This is a genomic window from Pedobacter sp. BAL39 (genome assembly GCF_000170795.1).
GTDB lineage: Bacteria > Bacteroidota > Bacteroidia > Sphingobacteriales > Sphingobacteriaceae > Pedobacter.
This window is the reverse complement of sequence record NZ_ABCM01000008.1, coordinates 176,449-193,323: the sequence shown is the minus strand read 5'-3', so window position 1 is coordinate 193,323 and position 16,875 is coordinate 176,449. Positions and strand designations below refer to the sequence as shown.

General features: G+C 46.4%; 17 protein-coding genes. 8 read left to right on the top strand and 9 right to left on the bottom strand.

The window, feature by feature from the left end; genetic code table 11:
* Positions 1-12 precede the first annotated feature (12 nt).
* On the bottom strand, positions 13-435 hold the full coding sequence (locus tag PBAL39_RS12575) for an IPExxxVDY family protein (protein WP_008241991.1): 423 nt from the start codon (positions 433-435) through the stop codon (positions 13-15).
* A gap of 158 nt (positions 436-593) precedes the next feature.
* Between PBAL39_RS12575 and PBAL39_RS12570 the strand changes: the two genes are divergently transcribed.
* The 3 genes from PBAL39_RS12570 (at position 594) to rnc (ending at position 2,904) form a co-directional block, all read left to right on the top strand.
* The gene (locus PBAL39_RS12570; RefSeq protein ID WP_008241990.1) at positions 594-830 is read left to right on the top strand and encodes an acyl carrier protein; all 237 of its coding nucleotides are present in this window, start codon (positions 594-596) and stop codon (positions 828-830) included.
* A 28-nt stretch (positions 831-858) separates the two neighbouring features.
* A complete protein-coding gene (gene fabF, locus PBAL39_RS12565; protein ID WP_008241987.1) occupies positions 859-2,112 on the top strand; it encodes a beta-ketoacyl-ACP synthase II in 1,254 nt (417 codons plus the stop codon).
* 63 nt (positions 2,113-2,175) lie between these two features.
* Positions 2,176-2,904, top strand: coding sequence for a ribonuclease III (gene rnc / locus PBAL39_RS12560; RefSeq protein WP_008241986.1), 729 nt, complete (start codon positions 2,176-2,178; stop codon positions 2,902-2,904).
* Positions 2,905-2,932: 28 nt separating this feature from the next.
* Here rnc and PBAL39_RS12555 read toward each other — a convergent pair whose 3' ends face one another.
* Positions 2,933-3,646: a hypothetical protein gene (locus tag PBAL39_RS12555; protein WP_008241985.1), complete on the bottom strand. Its 714-nt coding sequence runs from the start codon at positions 3,644-3,646 to the stop codon at positions 2,933-2,935.
* Positions 3,647-3,865: 219 nt separating this feature from the next.
* Here PBAL39_RS12555 and PBAL39_RS12550 point away from each other — a divergent pair, with 219 nt between their 5' ends.
* The 3 genes from PBAL39_RS12550 to nadD are packed head-to-tail and all read left to right on the top strand — an operon-like array spanning position 3,866 to position 5,902.
* Entirely contained in the window at positions 3,866-4,729 is an 864-nt protein-coding gene (locus tag PBAL39_RS12550; RefSeq protein WP_008241983.1) for a YicC/YloC family endoribonuclease, read from the top strand.
* Between the two features lie 6 nt (positions 4,730-4,735).
* Positions 4,736-5,308 carry a guanylate kinase gene (gene gmk / locus PBAL39_RS12545; protein WP_008241980.1) on the top strand — a complete coding sequence of 191 codons (573 nt, stop codon included), beginning with the start codon at positions 4,736-4,738 and terminating at the stop codon, positions 5,306-5,308.
* 21 nt (positions 5,309-5,329) lie between these two features.
* Positions 5,330-5,902, top strand: a complete 573-nt coding sequence (gene nadD, locus PBAL39_RS12540) for a nicotinate (nicotinamide) nucleotide adenylyltransferase (RefSeq protein WP_008241979.1) — start codon at positions 5,330-5,332, stop codon at positions 5,900-5,902.
* A 44-nt stretch (positions 5,903-5,946) separates the two neighbouring features.
* Here nadD and PBAL39_RS12535 read toward each other — a convergent pair whose 3' ends face one another.
* Positions 5,947-6,660 (bottom strand): SAM-dependent methyltransferase, encoded by a 714-nt coding sequence (locus PBAL39_RS12535; RefSeq protein ID WP_008241978.1) that lies wholly within the window; start codon positions 6,658-6,660, stop codon positions 5,947-5,949.
* 344 nt (positions 6,661-7,004) lie between these two features.
* Here PBAL39_RS12535 and PBAL39_RS12530 point away from each other — a divergent pair, with 344 nt between their 5' ends.
* Entirely contained in the window at positions 7,005-8,480 is a 1,476-nt protein-coding gene (locus tag PBAL39_RS12530) for a DUF6600 domain-containing protein (RefSeq protein WP_008241977.1), read from the top strand.
* A 182-nt stretch (positions 8,481-8,662) separates the two neighbouring features.
* On the top strand, positions 8,663-10,243 hold the full coding sequence (locus tag PBAL39_RS12525; protein ID WP_008241976.1) for a peptide chain release factor 3: 1,581 nt from the start codon (positions 8,663-8,665) through the stop codon (positions 10,241-10,243).
* 261 nt (positions 10,244-10,504) lie between these two features.
* Here PBAL39_RS12525 and PBAL39_RS12520 read toward each other — a convergent pair whose 3' ends face one another.
* The 6 genes from PBAL39_RS12520 to PBAL39_RS12495 all read right to left on the bottom strand — a co-directional run bounded on the left by PBAL39_RS12520 (position 10,505) and on the right by PBAL39_RS12495 (position 16,872).
* The gene (locus PBAL39_RS12520) at positions 10,505-11,758 is read right to left on the bottom strand and encodes a pyridoxal phosphate-dependent aminotransferase (protein WP_008241975.1); all 1,254 of its coding nucleotides are present in this window, start codon (positions 11,756-11,758) and stop codon (positions 10,505-10,507) included.
* A 24-nt stretch (positions 11,759-11,782) separates the two neighbouring features.
* Positions 11,783-13,114 (bottom strand): argininosuccinate lyase, encoded by a 1,332-nt coding sequence (gene argH / locus PBAL39_RS12515; protein WP_008241973.1) that lies wholly within the window; start codon positions 13,112-13,114, stop codon positions 11,783-11,785.
* A gap of 74 nt (positions 13,115-13,188) precedes the next feature.
* The gene (locus PBAL39_RS12510; protein ID WP_008241971.1) at positions 13,189-14,256 is read right to left on the bottom strand and encodes a M20 family metallo-hydrolase; all 1,068 of its coding nucleotides are present in this window, start codon (positions 14,254-14,256) and stop codon (positions 13,189-13,191) included.
* 5 nt (positions 14,257-14,261) lie between these two features.
* Positions 14,262-15,080, bottom strand: coding sequence for a pyrroline-5-carboxylate reductase (proC, locus tag PBAL39_RS12505; protein ID WP_008241970.1), 819 nt, complete (start codon positions 15,078-15,080; stop codon positions 14,262-14,264).
* A 30-nt stretch (positions 15,081-15,110) separates the two neighbouring features.
* Positions 15,111-15,899: an acetylglutamate kinase gene (gene argB, locus PBAL39_RS12500; RefSeq protein ID WP_039866513.1), complete on the bottom strand. Its 789-nt coding sequence runs from the start codon at positions 15,897-15,899 to the stop codon at positions 15,111-15,113.
* 10 nt (positions 15,900-15,909) lie between these two features.
* Positions 15,910-16,872 carry an acetylornithine carbamoyltransferase gene (locus tag PBAL39_RS12495; protein WP_008241968.1) on the bottom strand — a complete coding sequence of 321 codons (963 nt, stop codon included), beginning with the start codon at positions 16,870-16,872 and terminating at the stop codon, positions 15,910-15,912.
* Positions 16,873-16,875: the final 3 nt, after the last annotated feature.

Below are 16,875 nucleotides of genomic sequence, written 5' to 3'. Positions count from 1 at the left end.
GCAATATAAAATTTACATTACCAAATTTTCCCTGGACCGGAGTTTACGGGGGTCAATTTGCGCAGCAACCTGAATATCAGGCAGTTTATTTAGTCCGGAAAGAATAAAATTAAGGTCTTCTTTATCAATATACTGGTGAATGATCATAAAAAAATCGACCTTATTCATCTCAGGAATCAAAAACCCTTCGGCGTTTCGATTGTTAACGATGTAATATTCAATCTCACCCTGTTCAACGAAGAAATAATACTTGGAGAACGACAGGGGTTCATCATCGTCCATATTGATGTAAACCTCGTGATCCTCAATCTTTTCGAAGTTAAAGCTGAGCTTGGTATTGATTTTATGACAGAGCATATAATCCTTTAAAGAAGCAGTGATTGCAATCAATACGAAATCAAGATCTAACGATAATTTCAGGTAGGTTTTGTTCAAATCACACTTTTTTACGGGATTACAAAATTATAAAACTAATTTTACATTGATGTTCAAAATAAAAACATTAAAATTGGAAGAGAAATAAAAACATTTGAAATGTGTAAATATTTATTTTTCTTTGCACTGAATTATTTAACCATTAAATTATAATCATTATGTCTGATATTGCTTCAAGAGTTAAGGCTATTATCGTTGAAAAATTAGGTGTGGATGAAAACGAAGTTACACCAGAAGCTTCTTTCACTAACGACTTGGGTGCGGATTCTTTAGATACTGTAGAGCTTATTATGGAGTTCGAAAAAGAATTCAATGTAGCGATTCCTGATGATCAGGCTGAAACTATTGGTACTGTTGGTCAAGCAATTGCTTACTTAGAGAAAAACGTTAAGTAAAAATACGGTCTCCGTATAATCCGTATAAATGGAATTAAAAAGAGTAGTAGTTACAGGGTTGGGTGCACTCACTCCAATAGGCAATACTATCCCAGAATTCTGGGATGGTTTGTTAAATGGAGTGAGTGGCGCTGGCCCTATTACAGGTTTTGACACATCAAAGTTCAAGACGAAGTTTGCATGTGAACTTAAGAACTTCAACCCAGAAGATTTTTTAGATAAAAAAGAAGCCCGCAAGTTAGATCCATTTGTTCAATACGCTTTAGTGGCTACAGATGAGGCCGTAAAGGATGGTAATTTTGATTTTTCACAATTAGACACCAACCGTATCGGCGTAATCTGGGGTTCTGGTATTGGCGGTTTTAAAACGTTCCAGGATGAAATGAAGAACTTTTTCCTTGGTGACGGCACGCCGCGCATCAACCCGTTCTTCATTCCTAAAGTAATTATTGACATTGTTCCCGGCCACATTTCCATAAAATATGGTCTTCGGGGCCCGAATTTCGCCACTGTTTCTGCTTGTGCTTCATCTACCAATGCCATGATTGATGCGTATAATTATATTCGTCTGAATATGTGTGACGTGATCATCAGCGGAGGTTCTGAGGCCATCATTAACGAAGCCGGAATTGGAGGATTTAATGCGATGCATGCCCTTTCCACAAGAAATGACGATCCATCAACGGCTTCCAGGCCATTTGACAGAGACAGAGATGGCTTTGTGGCTGGAGAAGGAGCAGGAACCATCATCCTTGAGGAGCTGGAACACGCGAAAAAACGTGGTGCAAAGATTTATGCTGAATTAGTTGGCGGCGGAATGAGTGCTGATGCCAACCATATTACCGCACCTCATCCTCAGGGACTGGGCGCAAGAATGGTCATGACGAATGCATTGAATGACGCAGGTTTAACGACCGGAGACATTGATTACATCAACGTTCATGGTACTTCTACCCCTCTGGGAGACATCTCAGAAAGCAAAGCGATTGTTGACCTGTTTGGCGAAGATGCTTACAAACTTAACATCAGTTCTACAAAATCAATGACTGGTCACCTTTTGGGTGCAGCGGGTGCTGTGGAGGCCATTGCCGCCATCCTTGCTGTCAAAAATGACATAGTGCCACCTACGATCAATCATTTTAATGATGATCCTGAATTCGATCCAAAGCTAAACTTCACGTTCAACAAGGCTCAAAAACGCACCATCCGTGCTGCACAAAGCAACACTTTTGGCTTCGGTGGTCATAATGCATCTGTGATTTTCAAAAAATACGAAGAATAAAGATTAAATATCTGTTAAGGAGACTATCCCGGTAGTCTCCTATAATTTTTGTAAACTGTTTTAATGCCATTATTTGACCTGTATAAGCTTTATTTTTCACCAAATAAAGTATTTATAAAAAAGTTAAAAAACATCTTGGGCTTTGTTCCCGGAAATACCATTTTATATCAAATGGCATTCAGGCACAGGTCTGTGGCGAAAGTTTTAAAAAATGGAAGTAGAAGCAGTAACGAAAGGCTCGAGTTTTTAGGCGATGCCATTCTCGGCTCCGTCGTCGCGGAGCTGTTATTCAAGAACTATCCTTATAAGGAAGAAGGGTTTCTGACGGAAATGCGCTCCAAGATTGTCAACAGGGCAAACCTCAACCAGCTGGCGCGTAAAATGGGCTTCGATCAGCTCATCGTATTCGACCAGAAAACCGTAAACGTTCAGACCAAACATCACTCCATGCTTGGAGATGCATTTGAGGCATTGATCGGTGCCATTTATCTCGACAAAGGATACAACTTCACTAAAGATTTCCTGCTAAAAAGGATCATTAAACCCTATGTTGACATCCATACCCTGGAGTTGACAGAGACAAATTTCAAGAGCAAGCTCATCGAATGGTGTCAGCGTCATGGCAAGGACGTCATTTTTGAGATGGTACAAAACAGCGAAGGAGACAGTCCGAAGCTCTTTACCATCAGCGCCGTAATTGATGGAGAAAGTGTGGGTATTGGCAGGGATTACAATAAAAAGAATGCGGAAAAACTCGCTGCAGAAAAAGCATGCGAAACGCTTACCATCTAATAGTCTTTCAAGACAAAATTACTCTCCGCTATTTCTTCTTCAAAGTATCCGTATATGTTTTATAGGAATCTTTAATGTGTTTGATCGCATCATATTCGGTCCAGTTTTTGGCTTTTTCGTAGTCAGGTCTGTAGTTTAACATGAAATTCTCCAGCTCCTTCCCCTCCAGCCCTGTATTCTTTTTGATCAGTGACTCGTTAAAAAAACCATCAATCTGCGTCTGTTGCAGCTCATTGTTGTAATAATTCCCAAAGCGCCTTGCATTTTTTGGTGTGCGACCAAACAACTCATACACCGCTGTCAGCGGAGAGAATATGTAGGAAAGCAATGGGGGTTTCCCCTGATAAAACGATCCTTTATTTTTGAAGTCTCTTTTTACATCATTCAGCTCGTCCTTTTTCGACTGACCGGTAATCCGTACCTCCCTAAGCGTATTTCCCATCGCCATGTAAACTACCAGGTCTTTGTTACTTGCAACAGGTACTTCCATATCCGAGTATTCTCTTTTCATGACCAAAAGAGTGTCACCTATGCTGGCTTTGATCTCAAAAAGACCAAGGTTGCTGCTCATGACGGTAAAGCCATTCCTTTTATTGACAATCTGTGCGGATTCAAGCCTTGTAGCGCTCCCTTTTTCAATTACTGCGCCCTTCAGCAGGAAGTCCTGCTGCCCAAAAGCAACAGATACCGAACTGAAAATCAGCAAGAAAAACACAAAAAACTTTAGGCAGGAAGGTCTCATGACAGTGAATATTTTTGTAAACTTAACCAATATTTGGCAGGCTATTAAGTTAAAAAACGTTAAATGAGCAGAAGCGGCAAGCTGTGAAAGCCCAGGTACTCTTAAAACAAAGCCATTATAAGTTAGCAATAAAAGGGCCGGAATGTTATTTCGCGCTTATTTAAATGGCTACATTTAATCAATTAACAATAAATGATATCTTTGCACATGATAAAATCAATGACGGGCTTTGGTCTGGCCTCTACCGACGAAGGAAACGTAAAATTTTCCGTGGAGATCAAGTCTCTAAACAGCAAATTTTTAGAACTCAACTTAAAAGTTCCCAGAGCTTTTTCTGATAAGGAACTGCTGTTGCGCAACATTTGCAGTAAGGAAATTGAACGTGGGAAGGTCGGCCTTTCCATCAACATTGATCGTGGTGAAGAGTCGTTGAAGGGTGCAACCATCAATGCAGCACTCCTGACCCGCTATTACAAACAGCTGGAAGCGCTGAATACTGACCTGGGTGCCAACTCCAGTAACCTGCTTCAGGCCGCACTGAACTTCCCAGAGGTGATCAGCTATGCGGAAGAAGAGGTAGACGAAAATGACTGGAACATCTTATACAGCACCTTCAATACCGCATTGGCCAATTTCAACCAGTTTCGCATTACCGAAGGAAATGTCCTTAAGGAAGACCTCGAACTGCGGATCAAAAACATCCTCGGTTTCTTTGCACAGGTGGAGATCCTGGAGCCCCTGCGTGTACCCCAGATCAGAAGCCGGCTGAACCAGTTCCTGGAAGAAAATGTGGGCAAGGTAAATGTTGACCAGAACAGGCTGGAGCAGGAATTGATTTATTATATTGATAAACTGGATATTACAGAAGAAAAAACACGACTGAAAAGTCACTGTGAATATTTTACAGCCACACTGAAAAGTAAAGATGCCAATGGTAAAAAGCTTGGTTTCATCTCCCAGGAAATCGGTCGTGAGATCAATACCATGGGTGCGAAAGCAAACGACGCACAGATACAACAGCTGGTTGTGGGCATGAAAGAAGAACTGGAAAAAATTAAAGAACAACTATTAAACGTTTTATAAGCAAGCATGATACAAGGTAAACTCATTATATTTTCTGCCCCCTCAGGTGCAGGCAAAACCACTATTGTAAAACACTTGCTGAAGAAATTTCCTGAGCTGAGTTTCTCCATCTCTGCAACCACACGTGAAGCCAGGGGTGACGAGCAGCATGAGAAAGACTATTATTTTATCTCTAAAGAATCTTTTCTGCATAAGGTCGCGCACCAGGAGTTCGTAGAATTCGAAGAAGTCTACAACGGCACTTTTTACGGAACCCTCCGTTCCGAGATTGAGCGGATCTGGAATGCAGGTCAGCATGTGATCTTTGACATTGACGTAGAAGGCGGATTGCGTCTGAAGCGCAAATATGAAGAGGATGCCCTTGCCATATTCGTTCAGCCACCTTCTCTGGAGGTCCTGAAGGAACGTCTGACCGGCAGGGGAACTGACAGTCAGGAAAAGCTGCAGGAGCGCTTTATAAAGGCTGAAAAAGAGCTGAATTATGCAGACAAGTTTGACATCATCCTCAAAAACTACGATCTGGAGACGGCCTGCAAGGAAGCAGAGCAACTGATTGGAGATTTCATCAATAAAGGTTAAACCTGCGCAGCAAACTATCCCATGAAAACCGGGTTATTTTTCGGATCATTCAATCCCATCCATACCGGACACCTGATCATTGCCAATTATATGGCGGAGTTTACCGGGCTGAAAGAGGTATGGCTGGTGGTATCGCCACACAATCCGCTGAAGGACAAGGCAGGCCTGACCAATATGTATGACCGGCTGGAGATGGCAAAAATCGCCACTGAAAATGCCGCAAACCTGAAGGTGAGCGACATCGAATTTGGCCTTCCACAGCCCTCTTACACCATTGACACCCTTGCTTTCCTGAAGGAGAGGTACCCGGAGAAATCATTTGCGCTCATCATGGGTGCAGATAACCTTGCCTCCCTGAAAAAATGGAAAAATTATGAAGTGCTGCTGAGGGATTACGAGATTTACGTGTATCCCAGACCGGGAGTCGACCTGTCAGAATGGGAGGCGAACCCGGCTATTGTCATCACAGACACCCCGCAGATGGAGATTTCTTCCAGTTTCATCCGCAAAGCCATCAAGGCAGGAAAAAACATTCAGTACCTCGTTACCGACGAGGTACAGTCCTTTATAGAAAGCAAAAATATGTACCGCTAATGCGGCAGGTATTTTTGCTGACCATCTCCCGGGGCATTTTTTGATTAGCCTTGTTTATACAGTAAAAATATCGCTGGTTTCTTGTGCAGGTCTATGCGTTCGTTTTTCCAGAGCGCTACCGACTGGGTCTTGATAAATTCGTCTGCTCCTGTGATGTTGCAGGCAATGCTGAGCATGGCTTGTGGTGATGCATTTTTGAGCACATCTTCGTACAGGTGATTATTGCGGAATGGAGTCTCCATAAAAATCTGCGTTTGCCTGTTTTTGAGGGCCAGTTGCTCCAGTTCCTTGATGCGTTTTGCCCGTTCCACCTTATCTATCGGCAGGTAACCGTGGAAGGTGAAGCTCTGCCCATTAAATCCCGATGCCATTAATGCCAGCAATATGGCACTTGGACCTACCAGGGGAACCACCTTGATCCCGCGGCGGTGCGCTTCAGCAACGATCTCGGCACCAGGATCTGCCACACCCGGACATCCCGCTTCGCTCATCAGACCAACATCCTTACCCGCAGCAAGCTCCTTAAAAAATGGGGCAAGGGAAGTATTGCGTTTATGCTTGCCATAGTCGTGGATCACCAACTCACTTTGTGGAGTCTTCAGACCTGCTTCCTTCAAAAACTTCCTCGCAGTTTTCTCATTTTCAACGATATAAACGGTAATCGCATTGATGGTATCTCCAACAAAGGGAGTAAAAGACTGCTGCGTGGCGTTCTCAGCCAGAGGAACGGGAATGAGGAATAAGGTACCTTTTTGCATAAATTTTCGTTTAATCTACAAAGGAAGAAAATAAATTGCGGTAAAGCACCATCAGAGGCCCATTATTATAAGCGATACGTCATCTTAACACACAAAAAGTGTTCATATCAAAAGAATTACGTAAATTGTATATAAAGGATCTGCATATAAATCTTAACAGATGCGGTAGCGGAGCACTAACCAGATACAAATAAAATAACGGAAATATCACGGGATTAGCCAATATTATTAGGCGAATCCAAATAAGCATAATGTAATATTTCACAGACAGATTAAACTTTTGGGTTGGTTGGAACTCAAATTGATACACAAAAAGCGTTAGGTAAAATTAAATCACACACAAAATGAAAAAGTTCATCAAATTACCGGCAATCTTGTTGGGGCTACTGCTCCTTCTAACCGGAACCACACAGCGGGTGTTGGCACAGGACGACGACATTTCGCTTCAATCTTTTTACGACGAATTATCACCCTACGGCACCTGGATCCAGGATCCCGAGTATGGGTACGTATGGCGCCCCGATGTGGAGCAGGGTGATTTCAGGCCTTACTACACCAATGGACGCTGGGCGATGACAGAATACGGAAATACCTGGGTATCCAATTACGACTGGGGCTGGGCGCCTTTCCATTACGGAAGATGGGTATACAACAGCTACAGACAGTGGATCTGGATCCCTGATACCGTTTGGGGACCAGCATGGGTAAGCTGGAGGAGCGGCGGCGGATATTACGGATGGGCACCTATGGGCCCGGGGTTCAATGTCAACATCAATATTGGTATCCCTGACCTGTGGTGGGTATTCGTACCGCAGCGGAACATCTATTATGACAGCTTCCCGAGGTATTATTCGAGGAGAAATGTGACGATCATTCACAATACGACCATCATCAATAACACTTATGTCAGGAACAGAAGGACTTATTATTCAGGTCCGAGGATTGACGACGTAAGAAGGGCTACCAGATCCGATGTTGCGGTGTATAACATCAACCGTTCTTCAAGGTCAGGAAGAACCAGCATCAGCGGAAACAACATCAACATCTATAATCCAGGACGTTCCAGGGCCGACAGAGGTAGTGTACAGGCGCCACGTGAGGCGGTGAGAGGCGATGAATATGTGACCAGGTCAAGAACTTCTGCCGATCGCAGCAATGCCGCGACAAGAGGTAATACGGCACCAAGAGGCAATACAACCGCTCCTGGCAGAACAGAGGGTACCCGTCCATCCAGGGGCAGTGGTGTAACCAATGGTAACGGAACTACTCCTGAGAGAGGAAACATCCGTGGCAACACCAATCCTTCAAGGGAGAATGGCAGCATACCTGCCAGGACACCGCGTTCTGCAGAAAGTGGAAACTCCAGATCTGAAGCTGCCCAACAGCAGCAGAGACAGCAACGTCAAAGCCAGGAACAGGGCCAGCAGCGTCAGGAACAGGTTCAAAGACAACAACGCCAAAGCCAGGAGCAATCGCAAAGACAGCAGCAGGCCGATCAACAACGCCAACAGCAAGCAGATCAACAAAGACAGCAACGCCAGAGTCAGGAACAGGCCCAAAGGCAACAGCAGGCCGATCAGCAACGTCAACAGCAAGCCGATCAGCAGCGCCAGCAACAGGCCGAACAACAAAGACAGCAACAGCAACGTCAGGAGCAGTCTCAAAGACAACAGCAAGCTGAGCAACAAAGACAGCAACGTCAGCAGCAACAACAACAAAGCAGACCTGAGCGTGTACAGCAAAGTCAGCCGAGCCGTTCTTCTGAAGGACGCAGCAGCAATGGCAGCAGCAGGCCTTCAAGGACAGGCAGAGGTGGTTAATTAGCATCAACTGTTTAAATCTGTCTAGCATACTAGGACAAAAAAAGCAATGCATGCCCTCAAAAAGCCATACACTTTTTGGGGGCATTTTCATGAACGGAGCCAACCGTATCTCTTATCAGTTTCTTTTATTTATTATAATTATCTTTGCAGCCTCATCAAGCAAACAGGCTTAATTCTTTATGATTCACCCAGAAATAGAAAAACGAAAAACATTCGCTATCATTAGTCACCCCGATGCAGGGAAAACCACTCTTACGGAGAAGTTCCTGCTGTTTGGAGGTGCGATCAATACTGCCGGCGCTGTGAAGCGCAACAAGGCCAGCCAAAGCAATACCTCCGACTTTATGGAGATTGAGAAGCAGCGTGGAATTTCCGTTGCCACCTCGGTAATGGGCTTTGAATACAGCGGCAAACGCATCAACATTTTGGATACCCCTGGTCACAAAGACTTCGCTGAAGATACTTACCGTACCCTTTCGGCCGTCGACAGTGTAATCCTGGTGGTCGACTGTGTAAAGGGTGTAGAGGAACAGACTGAAAAGCTGATGGCGGTATGCCGGATGAGGAATACGCCGGTAATCATCTTCATCAATAAGATGGACCGTGAGGGAAAGGATGCCTTCGACCTGCTGGATGAGATCGAAGACAAGCTGAACATCAGCCTTTGCCCCCTCTCCTGGCCAATCGGCCAGGGACACACGTTTAAAGGGGTTTACAGCATCTATAACAAACACCTCAACCTGTTTGAGGCGGATAAGACAAAAATCAGCGAACCGGTAATAGAGGTCAGCGACCTGAACGATGCCAACCTGACCAACTTCCTTAAGCCCAAGGAGCTGGAAGGACTAAAAGGTGATCTTGAGCTTGTTGAAGGCGTATATGGCAACCTCGACAAGAGCATGTATACAGAAGGTCTGCTCGCACCTGTATTTTTCGGCAGTGCGATCAACAACTTTGGGATCAAGGAGTTGCTGGACACCTTCGTGCAGATCGCGCCTAGCCCTAGAAGTAGAGAGGCTGAACAACGTGAGGTCATGGTAGATGAGAAAAACTTCACTGGATTTGTGTTTAAGATCCATGCCAACCTGGATCCAAAACACCGCGACAGGATTGCATTTCTGAGGATCTGTTCCGGGAAATTTGAAAGAAACAAATTCTATTTCCACGCACGCCAGCAGAAGAAACTGAAATTTTCCAATCCAATGGATTTTATGGCCAACGAGAAGAGCATCGTGGAAGAAGCATGGCCCGGAGATGTTGTCGGATTGTATGACAGCGGTAACTTTAAAATCGGCGACACCCTTACAGAAGGAGAACAATTGCAATTTAAGGGCATTCCGAGCTTCTCTCCTGAAATATTTAAGGAAGTAGAGAACAGAGACCCACTTCGCACCAAACAGTTGGAAAAAGGCATACAGCAGCTCACAGAAGAGGGTGTTGCACAGCTTTTCACCGCCCAGCCTGGTAACCGTAAAATCATCGGTGCCGTTGGAGAACTGCAGTTTGAGGTCATCGCTTTCCGTCTAGAGCACGAATACGGTGCAAAGGCGCATTTCAGGATGCTGAGCTACGGGCGTTCTAACTGGGTCACTTCAAAAGACAAAAAGAAACTGGAGGAGTTCCTAAAAAGAAAACAGCAGCACATTGGTGAAGATAAAGACGGAAATCCGGTTTTCCTTGCGGATAATGATTTCATGATCAATATGACTATGAGGGACTATCCCGATATCGAATTCCACAAAACCTCAGAATTTAAGTAGGCATCAGGGTATTGATGGTACGCTAATAATCAGGTAAAAGTTAAGCATTAAATAAAGCTGGCATAAGATAAACCGGCAATACCGTATTCGTACAGGTTTCCCGTTTGCTATTTTTCGGCGGACAAAAAGAAGGATGTACGATGAAAAGACGTGGAAATGTTCGCGCCCTTCAGCGCAGAAGATTTCGGTCTTTGAATCGTACATCCTTCTTTTTGTCATCTAAATGAGCGCCCAGGTTACCAGGACCGGCATACAGAAAACCTATTTCAGCTTGCTCAGCGCAGCTTTAATCCTCGGCATCATGTCTTTGATGTCCTGTAAAGTACAGGCCCCTACAGAAGCCCTGAACCAAGGCATATTTTCTTCGTTACCAAAAGCAGAGAAAGGCACCAACGCCGCCTGTGCTTCCTTGATCAGGTAGAAGTTCACATCAGCACTGTTTTTCAGCACGTCGCCTTCCGGGGTAGTTTTTCCGATATAATCAATTTTGATCGTGAGATAGATGGCACCCATTGGCTGCACGGCATCTACAGTGAATCCTTCCGACTTCAAATCTATAAACCCACTGTAAAGTGCATTCAGACTATCCTGGATCTTCGCTTTAAAAGCCTCCAGGAACTTGTCCAGCACGGCAGTCTGACTAAAATAATCCGCCATAGCCACTTGTTCTGCCTTAGGTGCCCAGGCGCCCATGTGTCCTACCAGTGCTTTCATTCTGTTGATGATGTCTGCAGGACCAAAGCCCCATCCCACCCTTACGCCTGTTGCTGCCAGGCATTTCGAGCTACCATCCACAAAGATGACATAATCCCTGATTTCAGGTCTCAGGCTCACCGGATTAGCGTGGTCCACACCAAAGGTAAGCAGGGAATAAATCTGGTCATACATCAGGTAAAGCGGTTTCTCATCCGCAGTACGGGATCTATTTTCTTCCAGCACCACATCGCAGATCTCAGCAAGCTGCTCTGCCGTAAACATGGTACCTGTAGGGTTCAGAGGCGAGCATAAAGCCAGCAGTGTAGCCCCTTTCAGGTGTGGTTTCAATTGTGCCGCTGTGGGCATGAAGTTATTTTCAGCATCTGTTTCTACCGCTACGGCATTCGCAGAGGTAAGGTGACAATAGTGGTTGTTGTTCCATGACGGTGCAGGAAAGACAACAGTATCTCCCGGATCAATCAATGCGAGGTAAGTGGCATAGATCAGTGGGCGTGATCCGCCGGAAACCAGGATTTCTGAAGTACCGTATTCCAGTCCGTAACGTTCCTTAAGGATGGAGACTATCGTTTCCCGCAATGGCAGGATACCATCAGCAGGAGGATAGTTCGTCTGGTTGGCGTGATAAGCAGCAACGATTCCCTCTTTCAGCTCAGTTGGAATGGGATAAATCGAGGAATCAAAATCACCAATCGTCAGGTTGGCAATCTGTGCCCCTTTACGTTTCATTTCATTGACTTCATTACCGATTTTGATAATCTCAGAGCCAATAAGAGAACTTGCTAAAGCGGATACTTTCATATTTGTATTTGGTTTTTCAATTAATTAGGCCAGCAATTTCGCAATTGCGGCGTGTGTTTTTTCAAATTTAAACTGCGAGAGGATGTCGTTCATCATTTCCTCGATCTCAGGGTTGCACAGGTTACCGATGCTGCCCTCATGGGTATGATTTACCGCTGTAGAGGGCGCAAAAGTACCATTATCAATACTTTCCCCAACAATTTTATAGGCCTCGCGGAAAGGAACCCCCTGCAGGGCAAGCTCATTCACCACCTCTACACTAAAGAGATACGCATATTTGTCATCAGCAAGGATGTTGTCCTTAATGCTGATGTGTTGCAGCATGTAAGTCGTCATTTCCAGGCATTCATTCAGGGAAACCATTGCAGGAAAGAGGTTTTCTTTCAGCAGCTGAAGGTCCCTGTGGTAACCTGAAGGCAGGTTGGTGATCATCATGGCGATTTCATTGGGCAAGGCCTGGATCTTGTTACACCTGGAACGGATGAGCTCGAAGACATCCGGGTTTTTCTTGTGGGGCATGATGCTTGAACCTGTGGTCAGCTCCGCCGGGAAGCTGATGAAGCCAAAGTTCTGGTTGATGAACAGGCATACATCCATGGCCATTTTCGCCAGGGAGGCCGCAACAGCCGACATCGCCTGTGCAAGCACACGTTCCGTTTTACCCCTGCCCATCTGCGCATACACTACATTGTAATTCAACCGCTCAAAGCCAAGCAGGCTGGTGGTCATCGTTCTGTTCAACGGAAAAGAAGAGCCATAACCGGCAGCGGAACCCAGTGGGTTTTTATTGCAGATTTTATAGGCGGCCAGCATCATTTCCATATCATCCACCAGGCTTTCCGCGTAGGCACCAAACCACAATCCAAAAGAGGAGGGCATGGCGATCTGCAGGTGTGTATAACCAGGCAGCAGTTTATCTTTATGCGTGTTGCTCAGCTGGATCAGCTGATGGAAGAGCACCGATGTATTGCCTACCATCTCCTCGATGCAGCTTCGGAAGTAGAGTTTAAGGTCTACCAGCACCTGGTCATTCCTGGAGCGCCCGCTGTGGATCTTTTTACCAGCATCGCCAATACGCTGGGTCAGTAGCCACTCTACCTGAGAGTGTACATCCTCCACCGTATCTTCAATGACGAATCGGCCGGCCTGGATGTCAGCGTAAATGTGCTTCAGTTCCACCTGGATCGCTTTAAGCTCCCCGGCAGTCAGCAGTCCAATGCTTTCCAGCATCTCCACATGCGCAAGAGAGCCCAGCACATCAAAGGCGGCCATCTGGAGGTCCAATTCGCGGTCCCTGCCTACGGTAAACGTTTCAATGTCTTTATCTACAGCTATATTTTTCTGCCAAATCTTCATCTGTCAACTGTTTTTAAGCCCCGGAGGGTATATTTTTGCAAAAGTACAATAATTAATAGAGAACCGGGGAGGATTTACCGCCCCTTCACCACCGGGTTCAACATACTGATATAAAGCTCAATCCCTTTATTTATTTCCTCAACGAAGACATATTCATCCGCCATGTGCGACCGCGCAGAATCACCGGGACCCACTTTTAGGGAAGGGATGCTGAGCAGGGCCTGATCGGAAGTTGTCGGCGAGCCATAGGTGGTTCTTCCAAGCGCAATCCCCGACTGTACCAGTGGATGTTCTTTGTCAATTGACGACGGTTTCAGGCGGATGGAACGTGGTTTCACCTCACAGTCTACATTCGTCCTGATAATTTTCAGTACCTCTTCATTGGTGTAGGCATCCGTTACACGTACATCCACAGTGAAGGTACAGGTAGCAGGCACCACATTGTGCTGAGAACCCGCATTGATGATGGTCACCGACATCTTTAACGGCCCGAACACTTCGGAAACCTTAGAAAAGCGGTAGTTACGGAACCATTCTATATCCTTCAGCGCTTTGTAGATGGCATTATCACCCTCTTCACGTGCTGCATGTCCTGCCTTACCAGTAGCTGTACAGTCCAGTACCAGCAGTCCCCTTTCTGCGATTGCCAGGTTCATTAAGGTCGGTTCACCAACAATGGCAAACTCCAGCTCGCCAAGATCCGGCAGGATACATTCCAGTCCGTGGTTGCCTGAGATCTCCTCCTCGGCAGTTGTGGCCAGGCAGATGTTATAGGCAAGATCTTCCTGCTCATAGAAATACAGAAAGGTCGCGATCAGCGATACCAGACATCCTCCCGCATCATTACTCCCCAGCCCATACAATTTGCCATCTTCCACTTCCGGAGCGAAAGGATCGCGTGTATAGCCTGAATTCGGCTTCACCGTATCGTGGTGGGAGTTTAAGAGTAAAGTGGGCTTAGCGGCATCGAAATGCTTGTTATAGGCCCATATGTTGTTCAGCTTACGCTGTGTTTTGATGTGACGATGCTGCAAAAACTGCTCAATCGTATCAGCAGTTTTATCTTCCTCCTTACTAAATGAAGAGATGCTGATCAATTCTTTCAACAATTCTAAACTATCTTTTTGCAGTTGTTTTATCATAATACTTATTCTTTTGTATAGAGTGCTCCGGCTTTAATGGCGGAGAGCTTAATGCCTTTAATTAGAGAGGAGCTGAACCCATTGTGTTCCATCTCGTTCAGGCCAGCAATGGTACAGCCCTTCGGCGAGGTTACTTTGTCAATTTCCTGTTCCGGGTGCGACTGCATCAGGAGGAGGAGGTCGGCCGCTCCTTTGGCAGTTTGCACAGCCATTTTGAGTGCTTCGTCCGCATGAAAACCGATCTCCACCCCACCCTGCGATGCCGCACGGATGGCGCGCAGGAAAAAGGCGATGCCACAGGCACATAAGGCAGTGGCCGAAGTCATCAGGTCCTCGTTGATCTTTACCACCGCACCAACGGTTTCAAACATAGCCGTCACCTCAGCAATATTTACAGCCGCCGCATTGTCTGTTGCAACGCAGGTCATCGACTGACCAATGGCGATGGCCGTATTCGGCATTGCGCGCACCACCTGAGCCTGCTCGCCCAGCTTTGCCCTGATGTCCTGGCAGCTCACGCCCGAGGCTACAGAGATAAAAAGGTGTTTCCCGAAATCAACCACGGGGATGATCTGATCCAGCAGTTGGTTCAGCTGCTGGGGCAATACTGCCAGCACCACGATGTCTGCCGCAGCAACCACCGCCGCATTGTCTGTGCTGATCACAAATCCCTGCTCCGAGAAGCTACCCATGCTGCTCACGTTTCTACGTGTCAGGCTGATCTGTGCAGGCTGGGCATACCCCGCCTTTACCAGTCCTTTCGCCAGGGAGAGGCCGATATTTCCGCTTCCCAGGATGGCAATATTGCCTTTATACTGTTTCATTTTATGTTGGTTTAGGTCTATAATAGGTAGTTAGAGGGTCAGGCGTGTTCCAAAGCCTTGCTGGTCCATTTGAGGCAGCTCATCCGCCTTGCCAATATAGACCGCTTTCACGCCGCTTTTTATCGCTTCAAAAGCATTGTGCAGCTTGGGGATCATTCCTCCCGAAACGACGCCTTCTGCCTTCAGACCTTCAAACTCAGACATCCTGATTTCCGGCACCAGAGAGGCATCGTCGTCAATGTCGCGCATCACGCCCCGTTTTTCAAAACAATAAACAAGCACCGTGTTGTATCGTGCAGACATCGCTACCGCAACGGCAGATGCGATGGTGTCCGCATTGGTGTTCAGCAGCTGCGAATCCCCATCGTGTGTGATGGCACAAAGCACCGGCACCAGTCCTGCTTTGAGCAGACTATCCAGGGTAGACGAACCGACAGAATTCGCGTCAAGGTCGCCTACAAAACCATAGTCAATGTCCTTCACCGGTCTTTTTACTGCTTTGATGATGTTACCATCAGCACCTGTCAGGCCGATGGCATTGCAGCCTTTCGCCTGGAGCTGGGCCACCATATTTTTATTGATCAGACCAGCGTAGACCATCGTCACCACCCTCAGCGTTTCAATGTCCGTGATGCGGCGTCCATCTACCATTTTGGCTTCCACCCCCAGGGAGGAGCCAAGTTCTGTGGCAATCTTACCGCCGCCATGGATCAGGATCTTATCACCGGGCAGCGCATTGAAATCCAGAAGAAACTGATGTAGCTTCTCTGAGTTGTCAATCACATTGCCCCCGATTTTAATAACGCTAAGTCTGTTCATATCCGGCAATTTATAAATTTTCAAGCAATTGCTTTAACACGGCCTGTGCTGCCCACAGGCGGTTACCCGCTTCATGGATGACCAGGGAATTTGGTCCATCCAGCACTTCTGAAGAAAGCTCCAGGTCCCTGCGCACTGGCAGGCAATGCATTACCTTTGCATCATTTGTCCCTTTAAGCTTCTCATTGGTAAGCATCCAGCCTTCAGGATAGGTCAGCACTTTTCCATATTCCTTGTAGCTAGACCAGTTTTTTACATAGATGTAATCTGCACCTTCCAGTGCTTCATCCAGGTTATAGGAGATGGCTGCACCAGGAGTAAAGTCTTCATTCAGCTCGTAACCTTTTGGCTGTACAATGGTAAAGTCAAGCAGGTCTTCCTGTTGTGCCTTGCACATCCACTCTGAAAAAGAGTTGGGCACCGCCTGCGGCAATGCTTTAATGTGTGGTGCCCAGGCCAGCACAACCTTTGGTTTTGCCACACCCTTCCAGGTCTCACTGATGGTCACCAGGTCGGTAAGGCTCTGCAGGGGATGGCGTGTTGCACTTTCCAGGCTCACTACGGGTACCCCGCAATAGCTGATGAACTTATTGAAAAAATCTTCGCTGTAGTCCTCTTCTTTGCTCTGTAGCTTTGGAAAAGACCTCAGACCCAGGATGTCGCAATACTGGCCCATGACGGCTGCCGCTTCACGAATGTGCTCCACCGTACCGCCGTTCATCACCACGCCATCCTGTGTTTCCAGCGCCCAGCCTTCCTTGTCCATGTTCATCACCATGACGTTCATGCCGAGGTTCAGGGCAGCCTTCTGTGTGCTCAGACGTGTGCGCAAGCTTGGGTTAAGGAATACCAGGCCAATGGTTTTATTTTTTCCAAGCCCCTGGTGTGCATAAGGGCTTTCTTTTAACGCCAGTGCCGCTGCAACAAGCGCTTTGATGTCCTCTACATCATGTACTGAAGTAAATTGTTTCATGCT